The 18472-nt window shown below is 74.8% G+C and carries 18 protein-coding genes; 6 read left to right on the top strand and 12 right to left on the bottom strand.

The annotated features are described in order from the left end of the window. Positions 1-65: 65 nt before the first annotated feature. A complete protein-coding gene (locus CRP39_RS17595) occupies positions 66-593 on the top strand; it encodes an Lrp/AsnC family transcriptional regulator (protein ID WP_143426689.1) in 528 nt (175 codons plus the stop codon). Positions 594-641: 48 nt separating this feature from the next. Here CRP39_RS17595 and CRP39_RS17590 read toward each other — a convergent pair whose 3' ends face one another. The 4 genes from CRP39_RS17590 to CRP39_RS17575 all read right to left on the bottom strand — a co-directional run bounded on the left by CRP39_RS17590 (position 642) and on the right by CRP39_RS17575 (position 5107). Next, a complete protein-coding gene (locus tag CRP39_RS17590) occupies positions 642-1064 on the bottom strand; it encodes a DUF1810 domain-containing protein (protein ID WP_097207681.1) in 423 nt (140 codons plus the stop codon). Then, the gene (locus tag CRP39_RS17585; RefSeq protein WP_097207680.1) at positions 1061-3076 is read right to left on the bottom strand and encodes a S9 family peptidase; all 2016 of its coding nucleotides are present in this window, start codon (positions 3074-3076) and stop codon (positions 1061-1063) included. Before CRP39_RS17585 ends, CRP39_RS17590 begins: the two co-directional genes overlap by 4 nt. 226 nt (positions 3077-3302) lie before the next feature. Then, entirely contained in the window at positions 3303-3680 is a 378-nt protein-coding gene (locus tag CRP39_RS17580) for a nuclear transport factor 2 family protein (protein WP_245853945.1), read from the bottom strand. Further along, entirely contained in the window at positions 3677-5107 is a 1431-nt protein-coding gene (locus CRP39_RS17575) for an amidase (protein WP_172442501.1), read from the bottom strand. The genes CRP39_RS17580 and CRP39_RS17575 overlap by 4 nt, the downstream gene beginning before the upstream one ends. A gap of 142 nt (positions 5108-5249) precedes the next feature. Between CRP39_RS17575 and CRP39_RS27750 the strand changes: the two genes are divergently transcribed. Together CRP39_RS27750 and CRP39_RS17565 are read left to right on the top strand one after the other, a co-directional pair. Then, a complete protein-coding gene (locus CRP39_RS27750; RefSeq protein WP_245853944.1) occupies positions 5250-6230 on the top strand; it encodes a helix-turn-helix transcriptional regulator in 981 nt (326 codons plus the stop codon). A 91-nt stretch (positions 6231-6321) separates the two neighbouring features. Then, positions 6322-6702, top strand: a complete 381-nt coding sequence (locus tag CRP39_RS17565) for a YybH family protein (protein ID WP_097207679.1) — start codon at positions 6322-6324, stop codon at positions 6700-6702. Positions 6703-6757: 55 nt separating this feature from the next. Here the strand turns inward: CRP39_RS17565 and CRP39_RS17560 are convergent, their stop codons facing one another. Next, positions 6758-7660 (bottom strand): alpha/beta hydrolase, encoded by a 903-nt coding sequence (locus CRP39_RS17560; RefSeq protein WP_097207678.1) that lies wholly within the window; start codon positions 7658-7660, stop codon positions 6758-6760. A gap of 138 nt (positions 7661-7798) precedes the next feature. Here CRP39_RS17560 and CRP39_RS17555 point away from each other — a divergent pair, with 138 nt between their 5' ends. Next, positions 7799-8776 (top strand): helix-turn-helix domain-containing protein, encoded by a 978-nt coding sequence (locus CRP39_RS17555; protein WP_097207677.1) that lies wholly within the window; start codon positions 7799-7801, stop codon positions 8774-8776. A gap of 39 nt (positions 8777-8815) precedes the next feature. Here the strand turns inward: CRP39_RS17555 and CRP39_RS17550 are convergent, their stop codons facing one another. Together CRP39_RS17550 and CRP39_RS17545 are read right to left on the bottom strand one after the other, a co-directional pair. Then, a complete protein-coding gene (locus CRP39_RS17550) occupies positions 8816-9439 on the bottom strand; it encodes a hypothetical protein (RefSeq protein ID WP_097207676.1) in 624 nt (207 codons plus the stop codon). A gap of 199 nt (positions 9440-9638) precedes the next feature. Beyond that, a complete protein-coding gene (locus tag CRP39_RS17545; RefSeq protein ID WP_245853943.1) occupies positions 9639-10703 on the bottom strand; it encodes a transglycosylase domain-containing protein in 1065 nt (354 codons plus the stop codon). 93 nt (positions 10704-10796) lie between these two features. Between CRP39_RS17545 and CRP39_RS17540 the strand changes: the two genes are divergently transcribed. Next, positions 10797-11399, top strand: a complete 603-nt coding sequence (locus tag CRP39_RS17540) for a TIGR03086 family metal-binding protein (protein WP_097207675.1) — start codon at positions 10797-10799, stop codon at positions 11397-11399. Here CRP39_RS17540 and CRP39_RS17535 read toward each other — a convergent pair. The 4 genes from CRP39_RS17535 to CRP39_RS17520 all read right to left on the bottom strand — a co-directional run bounded on the left by CRP39_RS17535 (position 11393) and on the right by CRP39_RS17520 (position 15056). Next, on the bottom strand, positions 11393-11623 hold the full coding sequence (locus CRP39_RS17535) for a hypothetical protein (protein WP_097207674.1): 231 nt from the start codon (positions 11621-11623) through the stop codon (positions 11393-11395). The two genes, CRP39_RS17540 and CRP39_RS17535, sit on opposite strands and share 7 nt — an antisense overlap. Beyond that, a complete protein-coding gene (locus CRP39_RS17530; protein WP_097207673.1) occupies positions 11620-12912 on the bottom strand; it encodes a Fic family protein in 1293 nt (430 codons plus the stop codon). The genes CRP39_RS17535 and CRP39_RS17530 overlap by 4 nt, the downstream gene beginning before the upstream one ends. A gap of 108 nt (positions 12913-13020) precedes the next feature. Then, a complete protein-coding gene (locus tag CRP39_RS17525; RefSeq protein WP_143426688.1) occupies positions 13021-13839 on the bottom strand; it encodes a DUF4352 domain-containing protein in 819 nt (272 codons plus the stop codon). Between the two features lie 146 nt (positions 13840-13985). Next, entirely contained in the window at positions 13986-15056 is a 1071-nt protein-coding gene (locus tag CRP39_RS17520) for a WD40 repeat domain-containing protein (RefSeq protein ID WP_097207671.1), read from the bottom strand. Between the two features lie 178 nt (positions 15057-15234). On the opposite strand from CRP39_RS17520, the gene CRP39_RS17515 reads away from it, so the two are divergent. Next, complete coding sequence (locus CRP39_RS17515; RefSeq protein WP_097207670.1) at positions 15235-16644, top strand: DUF4407 domain-containing protein; 1410 nt, start codon at positions 15235-15237, stop codon at positions 16642-16644. A 106-nt stretch (positions 16645-16750) separates the two neighbouring features. Here the strand turns inward: CRP39_RS17515 and CRP39_RS17510 are convergent, their stop codons facing one another. Beyond that, a complete protein-coding gene (locus CRP39_RS17510; protein ID WP_097207669.1) occupies positions 16751-18295 on the bottom strand; it encodes a long-chain-fatty-acid--CoA ligase in 1545 nt (514 codons plus the stop codon). Between the last annotated feature and the right edge of the window lie 177 nt (positions 18296-18472).

Raw genomic sequence — 18472 nt, 5'->3', positions numbered from 1 at the left:
AGCGCTCGCCGGTGCGCCGGCCGGTCGGCGCCGATCGGGCCGGCGCCGGCTCGTACTCTGCGCTCATGACCCGTCGCAGCACGCGAGTCGAGGAAGACGGCCAGACCGGTGAGCCCGGCGACCTCCGGGCCGCACCGCCGAAGACGGCGATCGACGACACCGACCGCGAGATCCTTCGCGTGCTCCAGGTCGACGGCCGCACCAGCAACTCCGAGGTGGCCCGGCGGCTCGGCGTCACCGAGACGACCGTCCGCAAGCGCCTGGCGGCCATGCTGGAGTCCGATCTGGTGTCCGTCGTGGCCGTGCCGACGCCGCGGCTCGCCGGCTACACCGTGTCGGCGATCATCGGCATCTCGGTCCAGCTGAAGTCACTCCAGTCGGTCGCCCAGGCGCTGGTGCAACGACGGGAGGTCCGTTACTGCGGGATCTCGGCCGGGCGCTACGACCTGATGGTGGAGGCCTTCTTCACCGACCAGGAACACCTGGTGACCTTCGCCACCGAGGTGCTCGGCACGCTGGAGGGGATCACCGACGTCGAGACCTCCCTCATCCTGAAGATCGAGAAGTTTTCCTACGAGTGGCAGATCCCGTGACGCGGCGGTCGACGACCGTCGCCGCACCGGCCCGAGGCCGCGCATCGATCACAGGCGGGTGAGTGTCGCCTCGTCGCGCTCGCCGTCGAACCAGCGGTCCAGCACCGCGCCGAACACCGCGGACTCCGGCTCGGCCCGCTCGAACAGCGTCAGGGACGAGCGCAGCTTGACCGCGTCGACCGGCCCGAGCACCCGGACGGCGTCGGCGGTGCCGAGGTCCAGCAGCGCCTGGGCGCACTCGACCAGCCGCGGGCCGAGCACCGGGTGGTCCAGGTAGGCCTGGGCCTCGGGCAGTCCGGAGATCGCGTAGTGCTGGGCGGTGGAGCTGCGGCCCAGCCCGGCGACCTGCGGGAAGACGAACCACATCCAGTGCCCGCGCTTGGCCCCGGCGCGCAGCTCGCCCAGGGCGGCCTCGTACACGCCGCCGTCCTGGGCCTGCACGAACCGGTCGAGGCCGAAGGGGTCGCTCACCCCTCCAGGCTGACCGGCGCGGTGCGGGCCGGCGACCCGGCGCGGGCCGGCTCCGCGTGGACCGGCGGCTCGTCGTGCGCCCCGGTGGCGGCCGGCCCGGTCTCCGCCGTCCCGGTGGCGGCCGGCGGGGTGCCCGGTGAGCGGGGCCGGTCGAGCGCCGCGGCGAGGAAGCCGACCGACGTGCGGATCAGCAGCTTGCGGGAGTCCGCGCGCCGGTAGTCGTGCCCCTCGCCGGCGAGCTCCAGGTACTCGACGGGCTTGTCCATCGCCCGCAGCGCCGCCACGACCTGCCGCGCCTCGTTCAGCGGCACGTTCGTGTCGTGCTCGCCGTGGACGACCAGCAGCGGCGCGTCGATCCGGTGCGCCGAGGCCAGCGGGGAGATGTCCTCGAGCAGCGCGCGGTCGCGCTCCGGGTGCCCGTACTTCGACACGGCGGCGGCGGCGATCCAGGGCTCGCTGTCCCGGTAGAAGGTGACCAGGTCCGACATGCCGCAGATGTCGACCCCGGCGGAGAAGACCCCGGGGGAGAAGGCCAGCGCGGCGAGGGTGAGGTACCCGCCGTAGGAGCGGCCGGTCACGGCGATCCGGTCGCGGTGGGCGATCCCGGCCTCCACGAGGTGGTCGGCGGCGGCGAGCACGTCGCCGAACGCGGCGTAGCGCAGGTGCACGTCGTCGGCGTGCACGAACTCCCGGCCGAACCCCGACGAGCCGCGGATGTTGGGCGCGAACACCGTGATCCCGGCCGCGGCCAGGGCCTGGTGCTCGGGGTGGAACGTCGGCCGCTCCTGCGCCTCCGGACCGCCGTGCAGGTACACCACCGCCGGCCCGGGGCGCTTGAGCTCCGAGGGGGCCCGGTACAACCAGCCGGTCAGCGGCAGCCCGTCCTGCCCGGCGAAGGTCTGCAGCGTGGGGACGACGAGCCGCCGCGCCGGCAGCGGGGGAGCCGAGGTCACCCGCGTCCACGCGTGGGTGGTGGTGTCGAGGTGCCACAGCTCCCGGGGGCGGGTCGGCCCCTGCACGCCGAGCACGACGCTGCTGCCGTCGCGGCTGAGCACCGGGTTCGCGGCGACCAGGCCGGGCAGCCCGGAGATCGAGGTGCGCCCGCCGGTGGCGGTGTCCATGAGCTCCAGCTCGCTGCGGCCGGCGACGTTCCACACCAGCAGCAGCAGCTTCCCGGCGTCGTCGGCGTCGATGAACTCCAGTTCCGCGTCGTCGCGGGCGGCCAGCGTGCGCGGCTCACCCCGCCAGCCGTTGGGCCCGAACGGCAGCCCGATCAGCTGGCGGCGGGGGAGGCCGACGTCGGAGGCGAGGTAGACGTACACGGGGCCGGAGTGGTCCTCCGGGGCGGGGCGGATCAGCGCGACGTCGGTGGAGCCGGTCGCGCCGTGGGGCAGCACGCTGAAGTCCTGGTCGGTGAGCCGGTCGACGACGACCACGTACTGCTGGCCGCGCTCGCCGTCGCGGACGACGATGAACCGTTCCTCCAGCGACACGTCCAGGACGTGGATCAGCACGCCCTCGGCCAGCGGGTCCAGCCGGCCGGTCGCCGGGTCGGCGAGGTAGGCGCGGGTCGGCTGGCCGGCCGCCGCGCCCGGGAGGGTGACCACGAAGCGGTGGCCGCTGCGGGTCCAGGGACCGAGCTCGGCGTGGGTCTCGGCGTCACCGGCGATGCGGCGGGCGTCGGTCCCGTCGGGGCGGACCACCCAGACGGCCGTCCGGACGCCGCCGTCGGTGGCCACCTCGCAGGTGAGCCAGCCGCTGTCGGCCGCCCACCGGACCGAGACCACCGGGTCGTCGGAGAGGTGGATGTGCCGTGCGGGCGGGATCGTGCCGTCGAGGACGACGTCCTGGATCCACAGCTGCGGGGTGCCGGAGCGGTCGCTGATGAACGCCACGCACCGGGCGTCCGGGGTCATGTTGGGGCCCCAGCTGCCCCAGGCGCCGACCAGCTGGTCGGCGAGCGTGGCCGCGGCCTCGACGGTCGTGGTCCGCCTGTCCAGGTCCGTCGTCACCCTGTCGTGCCCCCCTGCTGGTGGTCTCCCGTGCGGCGCCCACGGTACGGCGGCGGACGGAAGCGGATGGTCCGCCGTGCGGCGAGCTGCCACGCTGCCGCGATGACACGGGGATGGGCGGCCTACGAACCGGGCGCCGAGGGGCGCCGGTCGCCTCCGTACGCGCCCGCCGCAGTGGGCCCGCAGGCCCCGCGATCTGCGCGCCGGCTGATGATCGCCGCGCACGTCAGCCCGGGGGCGTCGTGGTCTCCAGCTCCACCGCGTACGACCTGATGGTGGTCACCACGCCGTCGGTGAAGGCGTAGACGTCGCAGGAGGACACCACGCTCACCGCGCCGTCGGCGTCGACGTAGCGCGTGACGGTGTCCACCGCGACGGCGTCCCCCTCCGCGATCACCACGAAGCGCTGGGACTTCGCCGAACCGGTCGACAGCTCGGTGAGCGTGTCCTCGCACGCGTCGACCACGGCCTGTCGCCCGACGAGCTCGCCCTCGCCGACGGCGGTCCACCGGACGTCGGGCGCGAGCCGGTCGTAGACGTCGCGGAAGCGGTGCCCGGAGAAGGCCTCGGCGACCTCGCGCGGCGAGGGCACGGCGGCGGTCACCGGGCGAGCACCGCCGGGCGGCGGTCGGCCCACGGCAGCGCCTCCTCCAGCAGGGCCGCGACGCCGAGCAGGGTCTCCTCACCGGCGTAGCGGCCGACCACCTGGACGCCGACCGGCCAGCCCTCGGGCGACGGCGTCCCCGGCACGGAGACCGCCGGCATGCCGGTGACGTTCGCCCAGGCGGTGAACGGCGCGAACGTGAAGATCCGGTCGTACCAGCCGCGGGCGTCCAGCGTGGGGTCGTTCGCGTCCAGGTGCCCGAGGACGGTGTTCGGCGCGGCGGTGGTCGGGGTGAGCCACACGTCGTAGCCGGTGAGGAAGCGGGCGAGCGTGCGGGTGGTGGCGTTGAAGACCCGGTCGACGGCGTACAGGTCGAGCGCGGTGAGGGTCGCGCCGTACTCCGCGCACGCCAGGGTCGTGTGCTCCAGGACGTCGGTGGACAGCTCGATGCCCAGGGCCGCGGCGGCCCCGTACGCGCCGTCGGCGAGGAAGCTGCACCAGGCCTTGAGGTTGGCGTCGTCGAACGCGGCGACGTCGAACTCCGGTGCGGCCTCCTCGACGGTGTGCCCGGCGCGCTCCAGCGCCTCGGCGGCGGCGGCGACCGCCGCGACGCACGCCGGGTCGACCGGCACGCCGCTGGCCGCCGTCGTGCAGACGGCGACCCGCAGTCGGCCCGCCGGCGGACGGGCGGCGTCGGCGAACGTGGTCGCCGGGGCGGGCAGCAGGTAGCGGTCGCCCGGCTCGGCCCCGTGGACGGCGTCGAGCAGGCCGGCCGCGTCGCGCACCGTGCGGGTGAGCGCGAACTCGATGCCGAGGCCGAGCAGCGGATCGGCGTAGTCGGGGGCGACGGTGGTCCGGCCGCGGCTGGGCTTGAGGCCGACCAGACCCGAGGCGGCGGCCGGGATGCGGATCGAGCCGCCGCCGTCGCTGGCGTGCGCGACCGGCAGCGCACGGGCGGCGACCAGCGCGGCCGACCCGCCGCTGGAGCCGCCGGGGGAGCGGGAGGTGTCCCACGGGTTGCGGGTCGGCCCGTTGGCGACGGACTCGGTGGTGGCGCTGAAGCCGAACTCCGGCGTCGCGGTCAGGCCGACGGCGGCCAGCCCCGCCTCGCGGAAGCGTCGCATCAGCGCGGTGTCGTACGGATACGGGATGCCGGGGCCGAGCATCCGGGTGCCGGCGCGCTGCGGGACGCCCTCGGCGTGCAGCACGAGGTCCTTGATCGCGAACGGCACGCCGCGGAACGGGCCGCGCTCGTCGGCCGCCAGCGGCCGCTCGAACAGCTCGCCGACCAGCGCGTTCAGCTCGCCGTTCACTGACTCGACGGCCTGCCGCGCCGCGGTCTGCACCTCGGCGGCGGAGACCTTGCCGGCGGCGATCAGCTCGGCCAGCCCGGTGGCGTCGTGCTCGGTGTACTCGGAGACCTCCACGGCCCGCTCCTCGTGGTTCGCGCGGGCTCCGCTGCCCGCGTCGACCGGGGATCCTCCGCACCCGGAGCGGCGCGCGCATCGGTCGAAGTACCGACCGCGGGGGTCCTTCCGGTGCCGGGCGGACCGTGCCACCCTGCCGCGCATGCGGTCTGCCGGGACCTCGGCTCGGCTGTCCGCCGCGCTCACCGTCCGGGCGGCCGCCGAGGCCGCGGCGGCGGGCGAGCCGCTGCCGGGTGCCGCGCGCGCCGAGGCGGTGCTGGCCGCGCTGGAGTCGCTGTCGGCCTGCGCGGCCGCGGTGGAGTCCTGGGACCCGGTGGGCGGCCGGCACCGCACGCTGGCGAGCTCCGGCTACGCCGCCGACGCGCTCGCCGCGATGGAGTCCGCCTTCCACGAGGACCCGCACTTCCCCGCCGTCCGGGACACCGGCCGCCCGCTGCGGGTGTGCGACATCCCGCCGGCCGACCGCCGCGGGCCGATGTTCGACCGGGTCATCCGGCCGGCGCGGTTCACCGACGGGGTGAGCGTCTGTCTGTCCACCGGAGGCCGGTACGTGGGAGTGCTGCACGCGAGCACGGCGTCCGGCGGGGTGGACGACGAGGCCGTCGCCTGGCTGCGGCTGCTCCGGGCGGACCTCGCCGGGCTGGTCGACCCGCTGGCCGGGCTGGCTCCGCCCGGGGTCACCGGCAACGGGGGCGTCCTGGCCTGGACGCCGGACGACGGGCGGGTGCTGGCGTTGACGCCGTCCGCCCGCCCGTCGCTGCTGGCCGGCGGACCGCTGGCCGCGCTGCTGCACCCCGCGGCCTGGCCGTCGCGGCTGGGCCGGCACCTGCTGGTGCTGCGCGGCGGCGAGTTGCTCGGCGTCGAGGCGCGACCGGCCGGGCCGTGGGTGGTGGTGGAGCACGGTCCGGGCGTGCCGCCGGCCGGGCTGTCCCTGCGCGAGCTGGAGGTGCTCTGCGGGCTCGCCGGAGGGGAGACCAACCGCATGGTCGCCCGGTCGCTGGGGGTCAGCGAGCGGACGGTGGCCACGCACGTCGAGCACCTGCTGGCCAAGCTCGGCGCGGGCAACCGGGCCGCGGCGGCGGCGTTCGCCGTCGGTGTCGGGCTCGTGCGCCTGCCGGGCTGAGCGTTGCGACGACCTCCCCCGGGGTCGGAGGTCCCTGTCGGCCGGCGTCGGACGGTTCGACGCTGGGCCCCACACCGTCGAGGAGGACGCCATGAGTCGCAGTGAGATCGACGCCCTGAACGCCACCTTCGTGCGGGGCATGGAGAAGGGGGACGCGGCGATGGTGGCGTCGGTCTACGCGCCCGACGGCCGGGTGCTGCCGCCCGGGGCGCCGGCGGTCCAGGGTTCGGCCGCGATCGAGCAGTTCTGGCGGGGCATGCTCGACCAGGGCGTCGAGGGCGGGGCGCTCAAGACGGTGTCCCTGGAGGAGCTGGGGGACGTCGCCGTCGAGGAGGGGCAGTACGAGATCCGCGCCGGCGGGGCGATCGTGGACACCGGGAAGTACGTCGTCGTCCACCGGCGGCAGCCCGACGGCTCCTGGAAGTTCGGGATCGACATCTTCAACTCCGACCAGGCGCCTCCCGAGGCGTGACGCCGCGGCCGCCTGCGCGCGAACCCCCGCTGCGGGGCAGCCGTCGGTCAGCGGCTCACCCCAGGTGCTGCTGGAACCAGCGCAGCTGCGCCGGCGCCGACCGCTGGAACGCCGCGCCGACGTAGGCGTCGAAGTGCCCGACCGGCAGCACCAGCAGCTCCTTGGGGTGCCGGGCCCGCTCGTAGTACTCCAGCGTCAGGTCGGCAACGGTCAGGTGGTCCTGCGCGGCGACCACCATCATCAGCGGGGTCGGCGCGATCTGGCCGATGTAGGCGCCCGGCTCGTACTCGGTGAACATCTCCACCGACCGCAGCGTGACCTCGTTCCGCCAGGTGGTGGCGCGGTCGAGGATGGGGCCGAGGAAGAAGTCGTGGCTGTCCTCGGTGGGCAGCGCGCACGGCTCGTCGGGCTGCTTCTCCCAGGCGACCTGGATCATCGCCGGGTCCTGGCCGGCGTAGCGGGCGGCGCGGTCGGCGTCGAACATCTGCCGCAGCCCGGCGAAGGCGTCGGCGCGGATCAGCCGGCGGGCGTTGGTGAGCCCGCTGACCAGGGGCACCTGGGAGACGACGGCCTTCACCCGCCGGTCCAGCGCGGCGACGACGAGCACGTGCCCGCCGCTGTAGCTCGACCCCCACACGCCGATGCGGTCGGGGTCGCACCACGGCTGGGTCTGCGCCCAGGTGATGGCCGTGCGGTAGTCGCGGATCTGCTGCCACGGGTCCAGCTCGCCGCGGGGCGTGCCGTCGCTGGCGCCGAGGTTGCGGTTGTCGTAGGCGAGCACGCCGAGACCGCCCGCGGCGAAGTGCTCGGCGAAGTCGTCCAGGTACATCTCCTTGGTGGCGGAGAAGCCGTGCGCCATGACGACCAGCGGTGCCCGGCCGTCGGTGCCCTCGGGGGAGTAGTGCCACCCGCGCAGGGTGACGCCGTCCTCGGTCGCGAACTCGATGTCCTCTCGCATGCCGCCGACCGTGCCGCGCGGCGCGGCCGCCGTCGCGACGATGCCTGCACTGTTCGCGGCGATGCGTGCAGGTCTTGCCGCACCGGGCGGGCCGGGGGTTGGCTGCCGGCACGGCAGCGTCGCCGGCGGGAGGCCCTGATGACCCTGGTCGCGGAACGGTGGGACGCCGCCGACGTGCCCGCCGCCGACCGGGACGACGCCTTCCGCGAGGTGGTCAGCGCCACCCACCTGCCGTGGTCGCTGACCCCGGGTGAGCTCGTGCCCGGCCCGGCCGGCCTCGTCCGCTACCGGGTTGGCGACCTGGCGCTGGTCGACTGCCGCTGCGGCCCGTGCTCGGGCTCGCGCGGGCGCTCGCAGCTGGCGGCGACGGACGACGACGTCGTCGGGGTGCTGTTCGTGCGGTCCGGACTGGAACAGGTGGAGGTCGGCGGCACGCGGGTGGTGCTCGGTCCCGGGGCGGCGCTGCTGTGGCGGGCCGACGAGCCCGCGCGCTTCCGGGTGCCGGGCCGCCTGCACAAGTGGACGCTGCTGGTGCCGTCGTCCCGGCTGCCCGGTGCGCGCAGCGGGCTGCTCGACCCGGCCGCCGCCGGCCTGCTCACCGCACTGCTCGGGTCGACGCTGGCCAGCGCGGCGTCTCTGGACGGGCGGCTCGGGCAGCCGGTCGCGGACGCCGCGGTGGACCTGCTGGCCGGTGCCCTCGCCCCGCCGGACGACGCAGCCCCGCCGCCGGACGACGCAGCCCCGCCGCCGGACGACGCAGCCCCGCCGCCGGACGACGCAGCCCCGCCGCCGGACGACGCGGCCTGGGCGCGGGTCACCGCCCACGTCGAGGCGCACCTGCGCGACCCGTCGCTCACCCCGGCGGCGATCGCGGCCGGCGCGTACGTCAGCGAGCGCTCGCTGTACGGGCTGTTCGCCGCGCGCGGGCTGACGCCGGCCGGTTACGTGCGCCGGCGCCGGTTGGAGGGCGCGGCGCGCGAGCTGGCCCGGCGGGGGACGGCGGTGACCGTGGCCGCGGTGGCGCACTGCTGGGGCTTCCGCGACCCGACCACCTTCGGCCGGGGGTTCCGGACCGCGTTCGGCCGGACCCCGGACGAGGTGCGGCGGGGCCGCTGAGGGCGGCGGCCGTCCGGGTCCGGCCTCCCGCGGCGGCCGTCAGATGGTCTCGGGCACCCGCAGGTGGGCGAGAGCGAGGTCCATCTCGGCGATGTCCACGATGTTGGCGCCCATGGCGCGGGCGAACTGCTCGCGCAGCGACCGCGCGTGCCGGCGCACCAGCCCGAGGGCCTCGCGGGTCTCGAAGCTGGTGACGCTGACCGTCCGGCCCTGGCGCCGGTCGACCAGCATGCTCACGCTGCAGAAGCCGGGGAGCTCCTGGAGCCTGGGCATCAGGTTGATCCGGTAGGCGTCGAGCAGCTCGTCCACGTGGTTGGTCGGTACGCGCGCCCAGGTGACCTGCGCGCCGGCGCCGTCCCCGGCCGGGCGGTCGCGGTGCAGGACGGCGATCTCCCACTGGTGGACGTCCGCGGAGTGGCCGCCGAGGGTCTGCACGAGGCGCTCCTGGACGGTGCGGTCCTCCTCGACGGTGGCGCGCATGGCCTGTTCGTCGGCCCACGCCGTCGCGACGATGCAGCGGCCGCCGTCGTGATCGGCGAGCACGGACATGCCGACGCAGCCATGGCTCTGCGAGACACGCGGCAGCACCTCCTCGCGCAGGTAGGTGACGCCCTTCCCGATGTCGTCCGGATTGCCTCGGATGCTCGTGGATCGCGCGTACAAGCGGTCGCTCCTCCGTCGGGCGGCTGTGACGCCGCTCACCCTCCCGCGCGCCGATCGGAGCGGCAAGCAGTCAGGTGGTGCCTCCGGTCCGGACTGCGACCGTGTCCGTCGAACCTCCTGGCCACGATGCGCGGGCACCCAGGGCGAAGACCCGTGACGGACCCGGGCCGATCGGGTCAGGTTCGCGGGCAGTGAGCGGTCAGGCGGTGCCCTCCGCGGCGATCAGGTCGGCGACCTCCTGCGGCCGGGTCGAGCAGTCGTCGTCCGAGGCCGGCTGGTCGGCGGCCAGACCGGTGACGCCGATGTCCTCGACCGGCTGGAAGCCCAGGCGCTCGATGTGCCGCGGCACCCGGTTCTGCGCGTTGACGACGTGCGAGCGGGAGAGCCAGCCGAGGCCGTCCTCGACGTCGAAGTCGAGGCCGCCGCCGGGTGCGCGCTGGACGTGCCCGGGGGAGGGGAGCAGGCCGACGAGCTGCACGGCCTGGGGAACGGGGAGGTCCTGCGGCGGGGAGTCGAAGTAGTACCAGCTGGCCGCGCAGACGCCGTAGATCGTCGGCCCGAACTGGGCGTAGTTGACGTAGAGCTCGAGCATCCGGCGGTCGTCGAGCGCCAGCGCGAGCTCGGCGGACAGCCCGGCCTCGACCACCTTGCGCCAGGCGCTCATCTCCTGGTTGAGGAAGAGGTTCTTGGCGACCTGCTGCGGGATGGTGGAGCCCGAGGGGTCCTCGTCGCCGGCCAGGTGCGCCTCGGCGCGGGCCATGAGGGCGCCCCAGGCGAAGGCGCCGGAGCGGTGGGGGAGCGCGGCGTCCTCGTGCGCGATGACCGCGGCGAGGAAGTTGCGGGAGACGTGCTCGATCGGCACGGACTGCTGGACGACGTCGCCGGGGTTGGCCGCCATGAAGGCGGTCGTGGGCGGGTCGATCCAGCGCAGCGACAGGATCACCAGCGCCTGGACGACGACGATCACGGCGAGCACGCGCGAGATGCGGCGCAGCAACCGGCGGCGGGGCCGGCCGGCCGCGGGTGTCGGGTCGGGGCGGGTGCGGGGCGCCGGCTGCGGCCCCGGCCGGTCGCGGCGCCACGACGGGCGGGCCGGCCGCTCGGGCTCGGGGGCCGGTGCGTACGGCCCGGACGCGTACGGGTCCGCCGCGTACGGGTCGTGGGCCGCGGCGTCGACGAACGGTTCGTGGGCGCGCCGGGACGGAGCGCGCCCGAGGCGCGGGAACCGTGCGGTGGGCCGGCGGTCCGGCGGGACGTGGGCCATGGGTCTGGAGCTCTCCCCGGTCGACGAACCGTCATGGTACGACTACCCAGAGTGTGGCCGGTGAGTATCGCGGCGGCGGGCGGTCTCCATCGCATGCAGACGACGCAGATCGATCTCGGCCCACAGGCAGAGGTGCTCAAGCGGGTGGTCGCCGGCGTCCGCGACGAGCAGCTCGGGCACCCGACGCCGTGCGCGGAGGCCTCGGTGGCCACCCTGCTCGACCACGTCGCAGGGCTGGCCGTGGGCCTGCGACTCTCCGCCGAGAAGACCCCGGACCCCTCGCCTCCGCAACCCTCCGCCGACCACCTCCCACCGCAGTGGCGCACGGTCATCCCGGCCGAGCTCGACGCGCTGGTCGCCGCGTGGCGGAAGCCGGAGGCCTGGGAGGGCGACACGGCGGCGGGCGGCGTGAGCATGCCCGCCGCCGGGATCGGGCTGGTCACCGTCGACGAGGTGCTCGTGCACGGCTGGGACCTCGCGGTGGCCACCGGTCAGGAGTTCGAGGCCGACCCGGCGACGGTGGAGGGGGCGACGGCGTTCGCGTCCCAGGTGGCTGCCGAGCCGCCGGTGCCGGGGCTGTTCGGCGCGCCGGTGCCCGTGCCCGACGACGCCCCGCCGCTGCACCGGCTGCTCGGTCTCACCGGTCGCGACCCGAACTGGCACCCGCCGTCGGGAACTCCCGGCTCACCTCAGTAGAGGCCACACACGCGGTACCCGTCCGACTCCTGGATGACGGTCAGCTCCACGGTGCGGGAGCGGTCGCCCCGGGACAGGACCAGCTCGACGGTGGAGCTGGTCGCGGCGTCGTCGGGTCGGACCTCGCGGACGGTCACCTCCACGTCGACGGTGACCGAGGCCATCGGACCGGCGGCCTCCGTGCGGTCCCGCACGAAGCTCTCGCGGGGACCCACGTGGGTCACAGGTCCGGTGGTACGGGGACCGGGCGGTTCGGCGCGGACGCGCGGGTGTCCCAACGGGTGCTCGCCAGTCGACGCTCGGCATGGGTGACCAGCGAGAAGATGTCGGTCGCGGTGTACCCGGTCGTCCCCCGCTCGACGGAGCGCCGGGCCAGGATGCCGGCGTCGGCCAGCTCCTCCAGAGCAGCCCGGGCGGCGGGGAAGGAGACTTCCAGCCGCCGCTGCGCGGTGCGGGTCGTCAGGATCGGGACCTCGGGCAGGCTGCGCAGGATGCGCGAGGTCGCCGAGTCCGCCCGCGGCGTCTCCCGCCGTCCCTGCGCTGCCCGGTGCTCGGCCAGCTTGGCTTCCCACTCGGCCCGGAGCTCGACGACCTGCCCGACGAACTGTCCGGCCTGCTCCGCGGCGACCGTCGCAGCCTGCAGGAAGACCTCCAACCAGCTCGTGACCGCAGCCGCTGCTGCAGAGCTGTCCGGTGACGCCGCATAGCGGTACGCGGTCAGCCCCTCCACGTACCGGTTCCGCGAGGTCGCGAGGACGAGGCTGACCGGGAGGATGGCCGACGGCGTCAGGCCGCGGCGGGTCAGCACGGTGTGGATCAGCGCTCGGCCCACCCGGCCGTTGCCGTCCGTGAACGGGTGGATGGTCTCGAACTGAGCGTGCACGATGCTGGCTTGCACGAGCGGCGCGTGCGCCGATCCATTCATGTACTCGACCAGGTCGGCCATCAGACTCGGGACCAGTTCAGGCGGCGGTGGCACGAAGTCCGCGGACAGCGGGTGCCAGTTCGAGCCGCCGATCCGGTTCTGGACCCGGCGCAGTCCGGAGTGGCTCTCGTCCGGGAGCAGGGCGCGGTGCAGGGCCTCGATGTCCTCCACGGTGATCGAGTCCGCCGACGCCAGGTCCTCGCCTGCTCGTCGCAGCACCGTGATGTTGTTGGCGACCAGTCGGGCCTGGTCGCTGAAGCCGCGCACGTCCTCGTCCTGGGCCAGTTCAGCGAGAGCGACCTGCTGCGGGGACGGCGCGATGCCTTCGATGAGGGAACTGGCGATGGCCTCCGAGCGGAGGAGGAACCGGGAGAGTCCTTCGAGTGCTTGGGCACCTGGACCGGTCGCCAGCTCGCGGACGGCCCGCTCGGCGACGGTCGCGGCCCGGTTCCCCTCGAGCGACGTGCTGAGGGGCCGGGACGTGATCAGATCGGGCTCGTACTGGCGGTAGGGACCGAAGAGCCGGTCGGCGCGGGGGACCATGCTGAGGTCCGAGTGTTCCCACACCGATTCCAGCCATCGCGCCACGGGCACAACCTTTCACGGCTGAGGCGGCTGTTAAAGCATCACCCGCGATCCTTTGACAGCGGAGCCGGTCTTGCAAGGTTGCGAGGGCCGGTCTCCATCGCGTTGAGCTCAGCGGATGGCGAAGTAGACCCGGTCCTCGTCGTCGAAGGACATCAGCGGTTCGATGAACAGCAGTCCGCCGTCGATGGCCGAAGGTGGCACATCCACACAGACTTGGAACGAGGCAGAGCCACCTGGGTTGAGTGTCGGTGCGTCGATGCCGTCGTTCGGCAACACAGCGCTGCAGTCACCGTCGGAGTACTGCCGCGCGTCCGTCCCGTTGAAGACGTAGGACAGATCCCAGAAGGCATTTCCCTCATCGTCGCCGACGTACTGCGCGTCGACCTCGACGATGACGTAGCGCCCGGACGGCGGGTCGTTGAACTGGTTCGCCTCCTCCACGATCGCGTCACCGTCGAGGTCCACGGCGGTCACCGAGACGAGGTAGTCGCCGACTTCCCCGCGCTGCCCCAGCGGTGTGGGCGCCGCCGGCGAACCGGGTTGGACGACAACCGCCGGCGGAGCAGGCGCGGAAGTGGAGGACCGCGGCGCCTCGGACGTCACCGCTGGCGCCCGAGACGCGAGGGGTGGCGACGACGTGTCAGCTCCGAGCTCGGGTGAACCGCTCGACCGGATCAGGACGATGACCGCAGCGAGCATGGCGACCAGGGCGACGATGCCACCGACCGCGGCCGCCACTGACACCCGCGATCCTGGCTGAGGAGCCCAGTGATGGCCCCCCGGTCCAGCGGCGGGGTACTGCTGCTGCGCATGGTGCAGCTCCGCCGGCGCGTTGCCGAACCAGGGCTGCGGCGAGACGTTGCCCGTCCAGGGCTGCGGCGGTCCGCCGCGCCAGGGGTCCGACTCGAATTCGGGCTGATCCGACACGCCACACTCCCGCTTGGTGGTTCTCGGTCTTGGACGCTGACGGCCGATTGCGCGGCTGTAGCGCTCAGCGAGGAGTCGTCTGCTCCGTTGGGGGGACCCGGCGACACCGGCCGTCGCGGCCGCTCATGGCAGATCGCGGCCGCCGTTCACCCGACGACGAAGGCGGTCGACTGGGGGCCGTCGGCGTCGATGCACGCGCCGGTGACGACGAAGCCCTCGCCCTCGCCGAGCGGCGCGACGGCTCCCAGCACGCCGGCGCCGTCGCACAGCTTCACCGCGCCCACCCGCTCGCCGGAGGTCAGGTCGACCGTGACCAGCTCCGCGGGGAACTGCAGGTCGGCCAGGGGCACGACGGCGGTGCGGCCGTCCGGGGCGACCGCGAGGTCGAGGGCGGAGTCCCCGGCGCCGTCGAGGTCGACCGAGGTCCGCAGCCCGCCGTCGACCACGGTGACCAGCCGCCCGACGGCGCGGGCCTCGCCGAGGTGGAGGGCGGCGACGGCGGTCCCGTCCGCGGTGACGTGCAGGGCGGTCCCGGTGCTGGGCCGCTCGGGCACCAGCTCGACCGGGTCGCCGACCGGTCGCAGGTCGCGGTCGAGGAGCACGAGGACCGCGCCGGTGCCGCCCGCCGGCCGGTCGGCGGTCACCAGGGCGGCCAGTCCGCCGTCCGGGGTCCCGGCGAGGTGGGTGACCGGTCCGGATGCCGTGCCGCTGCCGCGCACCGCGCCGGTGGCGACGTCGACGGCGGTGATCGTGGTGTCGCGGGCGGCGGAGAGGGTGCGGCCGTCGGGGGAGAGCGCGACGGCGGACGGCGGCCCGCCGAGGTCCCACGGGACGGCGCTGACCTCCGCGGCGTCGGGCGGGACGCGGGTGAGCTCGTCGTCGGCGACGAGGACGGTGCCGTCCGGCGCGACGGCGAGCTGGGCCGTGGAGGCGACGGCCGGGATCGCGCGGAGGTCGGTGGCCGCCCCGGCGTCGTCGAGGGCCAACCGGACCAGCCAGCTCTGCGGGGCGCCGTCCGCACCGACCAGCGCCACCGGCGTCCCGGTGGGGGAGGCGGCGAGGTCGTAGATGACGACGTCGGTGCCGACGGCGGCGTCCAGGTCGATCGTGTCGACGAGGGCCGTCTGCGGGGTGGGCTCGCCGCGCCGTTCGCCGGTGCAGCCGTCCGCGGCCAGGACCAGCGCGAGGAGCGCGGCGGTGCGGCGGGCGGCGGGCATGTCGGCTCCGGATCCGAGGGGCGCCGAGCGTCCGCCCGGGCGCCCCGCCGCGCAAGCCGACGGCGACCTCGCGACGGCGGTCACTGGCGAGACCGTTCCGTGACCGCCCAAGGCTGCCGATAGGGCAGGAGAGGCGGCGGTAGACCCACGACCCCCGTCGCCCGGGGAGTGCGTACGCATGGCACGACGGCGACAGCTGGGAGACGGCCTGGCGGCACTCGGTGGCGCTCGTCCCGACGTCCTGGAGGCGGCGCCCGGTGCGCGGCCGCGGTTCGTCGCGCTGGGCGGCGTCCTGCTCAGCACCGGGGGGCTCGCCGTCGTCTCGGCGGCGTTCGCCCTGCACATGGCGCTGGGCGTGTGGTGGCCGTTCGCGCTGATGCTCGGCATCGGCTGGGGCGCGGTCGTGGTCAACCTCGACCGGATGCTGCTGGTCGGGATGGCGCACGACGCGTCCCTGAAGCGGAACCTCGCCCTCGCCGTCCCGCGGGTGGGCCTGGCGCTGGTGCTCGGGATCGTGGTCGCGACGCCGCTGACGCTGCAGGTCTTCCACAAGGAGATCGACACCGAGATCGTGACGATGCAGGCCGAGGCGGGCGACGCCTACCGGACCGGCCTGGAGTCCGACGCGCGGTTCGCCGGCCTGCCGGCGCTGCAGGAGCGGATCGCCACGCAGGAGGCGATCGTGGCCAGCGGCGGGCTCAGCGACCCCGGCCTGGCCGGTGTGCACGACGAGGTCGCGGCGGCCCAGGCGGCCTACGACGCGGCGCTGGCCACCCAGCGGGAGCTGGAGGCCAAGGCGCAGTGCGAGCTCGACGGCACCTGCGGCACCGGGGACGCCGGGACGGGCACCGCGTACCTGCAGGCCCGGGCGGCCGCGGACGCGCAGGCCGGCGTCGTCGACTCGACCAGGTCCGAGCTGGACACCGCGCTCGCCGCCGCCTCGGCCGCGGAGTCGCGCAGCGCCGACCTGGCCGCCGCCGCGCTGGTCACCGACCGCGCCGAGCTGAAGCGGCTGACCGCCGAGCAGGACCGGCTGCAGGCGTCGTTCGACGGGACCAACGAGAGCTCCGGCGGCATCCTCCTGCGGCTGGAGGCGCTGGACCGGCTCAGCGACCGCAACACCACCCTGGCGGCGGCCAAGTTCATGCTGTCGCTGCTGTTCATGTGCGTGGAGATCCTGCCGGTGCTCATGAAGCTGCTGCTCAACTTCGGCCCGCCGTCGGCCTACGACCGGCTCGCTGCACTGCGTGACTCCGGGGACGTCGAGATCGAGGAGATGCAGCAGGAGTCGCGGCTGGTCGTCGCCCGGGCCCGCGAGGAGATGCTCGTGATGGCCGAGAAGGAGCGGATCGACCGGCAGAAGGAGTCGGTGCTGGCCCGCCGCCGGGCGGCCGTGGCGCTCGCCGAGGAGGCCGCCCGGGCGGCTGCCGCGCCGGTCCGGCCGGCCACCGCCGAGGCTCCCGCCGTGCCCGAGCCGCGGCAGCCGTGGGACACCGGTCCGATCCTCAACCTGGCCCGCAACGCCGCCGTCCGGACGGTGCGCTCGGTGCGCCGCCGTCCGTCCGACCGGGAGCCCGCCGGGGTCTGACCGCAGCCCGACGAGCGGTTCCGGTGGGCCAGGCCGGGCGCGGACCGCACCGCCGGACGGCGAGCCCGCCCGGCGTGGCGACGTGCGGACGACTGCACCGACGCGGTCAGTGGACGGCGCGCTCGTGGCCCTCCCAGTACGGCCTGCGGAGTTCGCGCTTGAGCACCTTCCCGGCGGCCGAGAGTGGCAGCGCGTCGACGAGCTCCATCGACCGCGGTGCCTTGTACCCGGCGATCCGGCCGGCGCAGGCAGCCCGTAGCTCGTCCAGGGTGACGGTGGCGCCGGCGACCGGGACGACGACGGCGTGCACCCGCTCACCCCACGTCAGGTCGGGCACGCCGATGACCGCCGCCGTGGCCACGGCCGGGTGCTGGGCGAGCACGCTCTCCACCTCGACGGAGTACACGTTCTCCCCGCCGGAGATGATCATGTCCTTGAGCCGGTCGGTGAGGTACACGTACCCGGCGTCGTCCATCCAGCCGGCGTCGCCGGTGTGCATCCAGCCGCCGCGCAGGGCCTCGGCGGTCGCCTCGGGCCGGTCCCAGTAGCCGAGCATGACGTTGCCGCCGCGGACGACGACCTCGCCGACTCCGCGGCGCGGCAGCTCGTCATCGTCCGGACCGACGATGCGGACCTCGGCGCAGGGAGCGGCGCGGCCGACCGAGCGCCGGCGCTCCGGGTCCTCGTGGTCGTCGGAGGTGAGCAGCGTGGCGATCGGCGCGAGCTCGGTCATCCCGTACGCCTGCAGGAAGCGGGCGTTGGGCAGGGCCTTCATCGCGCGGCCGAGCAGGGCGTCGGACATGGGGGAGGCGCCGTACAGCACCCGCCGGATGCTGGTCAGGTCGAACTGGTCGGCCCGTGGGGAGTCGACCGTCAGCTGGATCATCGTCGGGACCAGCAGCACGTCCGTGATCTCGTGCTCCTGGACCGCGGCCATCACGGCGACCGGGTCGAACGCCGGGATCATCACCTGCGTGCCGCCGACCACGCCGCCGGTGACCCACGCCGAGAAGTCGGCGAGGTGGAACATCGGGGCGGCGTGCAGGAAGACACGGTCCGGCGGCGAGTGCTCGGCGACGAGAACGGTGATGCACGACGTCAGCAGGTTGTCGTGGCTGAGCATCACGCCCTTGGCCCGGCCGGTGGTGCCGCCGGTGTAGAAGACGCCGGCGAGGTCGTTCCCGCCGCGGCGGGTGTCCTCCATCGGCGGCGAGCCGCTGATCAGCTCCTCGAAGGCGAGCATGCCGGCGGGGGTGGGTCCGTCGCCGGAGTGGACGACGTGGATGAGGCCCGGGTGCAGTTCCCTGAGGCCGTCGGCGCAGGCCGCGAAGGCGTCGTCCACCACGAGGACGCGGGCGTCCACCTCGCGCAGCGAGTCGGCGATCTCCGGCACGCTCCACCGGCAGTTGACCGGGACGACGACACCCCCGGCCCACAGTGTCGCGGCGAGGAACTCGGAGAAGCGGTCGGAGTTGAGGCTCAGGATCGCGGCCCGCGCGCCGTCCCGGACGCCGAGATCGGAGAGGGCCGCGGCGAGGCGGGCGATGCGGTCGACCGACTCGGCGTTCGTGCGGACGCGGCCGGCGCAGACGGTGGCGATCCCGTCCGGTTGCTGCTGGACGAGACGGTGCAGGCCCTGGGTGAGGTACACGGCGGCGACCTCCTTGCCGGTGGACGGACGTCCACGACCCTGACCGCGGCCAGGCGCGGGGCGCCAGAGGCGGACGCCCCTGCGAGGCCAGGCGGCGCTCCCGGTCTCGGGCGTGGTCTGATGCCGGGGGTCCGTGCGGCCGGCAGCGGGGCCGGTCGCGTCTCGGGAGGGTGGGCG

Source organism: Geodermatophilus sabuli (assembly GCF_900215145.1).
Classification (GTDB): domain Bacteria; phylum Actinomycetota; class Actinomycetes; order Mycobacteriales; family Geodermatophilaceae; genus Geodermatophilus; species Geodermatophilus sabuli.
This window is presented reverse-complemented; position numbering and strand designations above follow the sequence as displayed.

Bases quoted from the DNA above. Each gene is read 5' to 3' on its own strand.
- CRP39_RS17545 (WP_245853943.1), bottom strand. From the start codon at position 10,703: ATGGCCCACGTCCCGCCGGACCGCCGGCCCACCGCACGGTTCCCGCGC.
- CRP39_RS17565 (WP_097207679.1), top strand. From the start codon at position 6,322: ATGAGTCGCAGTGAGATCGACGCCCTGAACGCCACCTTCGTGCGGGGC.
- CRP39_RS17560 (WP_097207678.1), bottom strand. From the start codon at position 7,660: ATGCGAGAGGACATCGAGTTCGCGACCGAGGACGGCGTCACCCTGCGC.
- CRP39_RS17540 (WP_097207675.1), top strand. From the start codon at position 10,797: ATGCAGACGACGCAGATCGATCTCGGCCCACAGGCAGAGGTGCTCAAG.
- CRP39_RS17595 (WP_143426689.1), top strand. From the start codon at position 66: ATGACCCGTCGCAGCACGCGAGTCGAGGAAGACGGCCAGACCGGTGAG.
- CRP39_RS27750 (WP_245853944.1), top strand. From the start codon at position 5,250: ATGCGGTCTGCCGGGACCTCGGCTCGGCTGTCCGCCGCGCTCACCGTC.
- CRP39_RS17555 (WP_097207677.1), top strand. From the start codon at position 7,799: ATGACCCTGGTCGCGGAACGGTGGGACGCCGCCGACGTGCCCGCCGCC.
- CRP39_RS17520 (WP_097207671.1), bottom strand. From the start codon at position 15,056: ATGCCCGCCGCCCGCCGCACCGCCGCGCTCCTCGCGCTGGTCCTGGCC.
- CRP39_RS17515 (WP_097207670.1), top strand. From the start codon at position 15,235: ATGGCACGACGGCGACAGCTGGGAGACGGCCTGGCGGCACTCGGTGGC.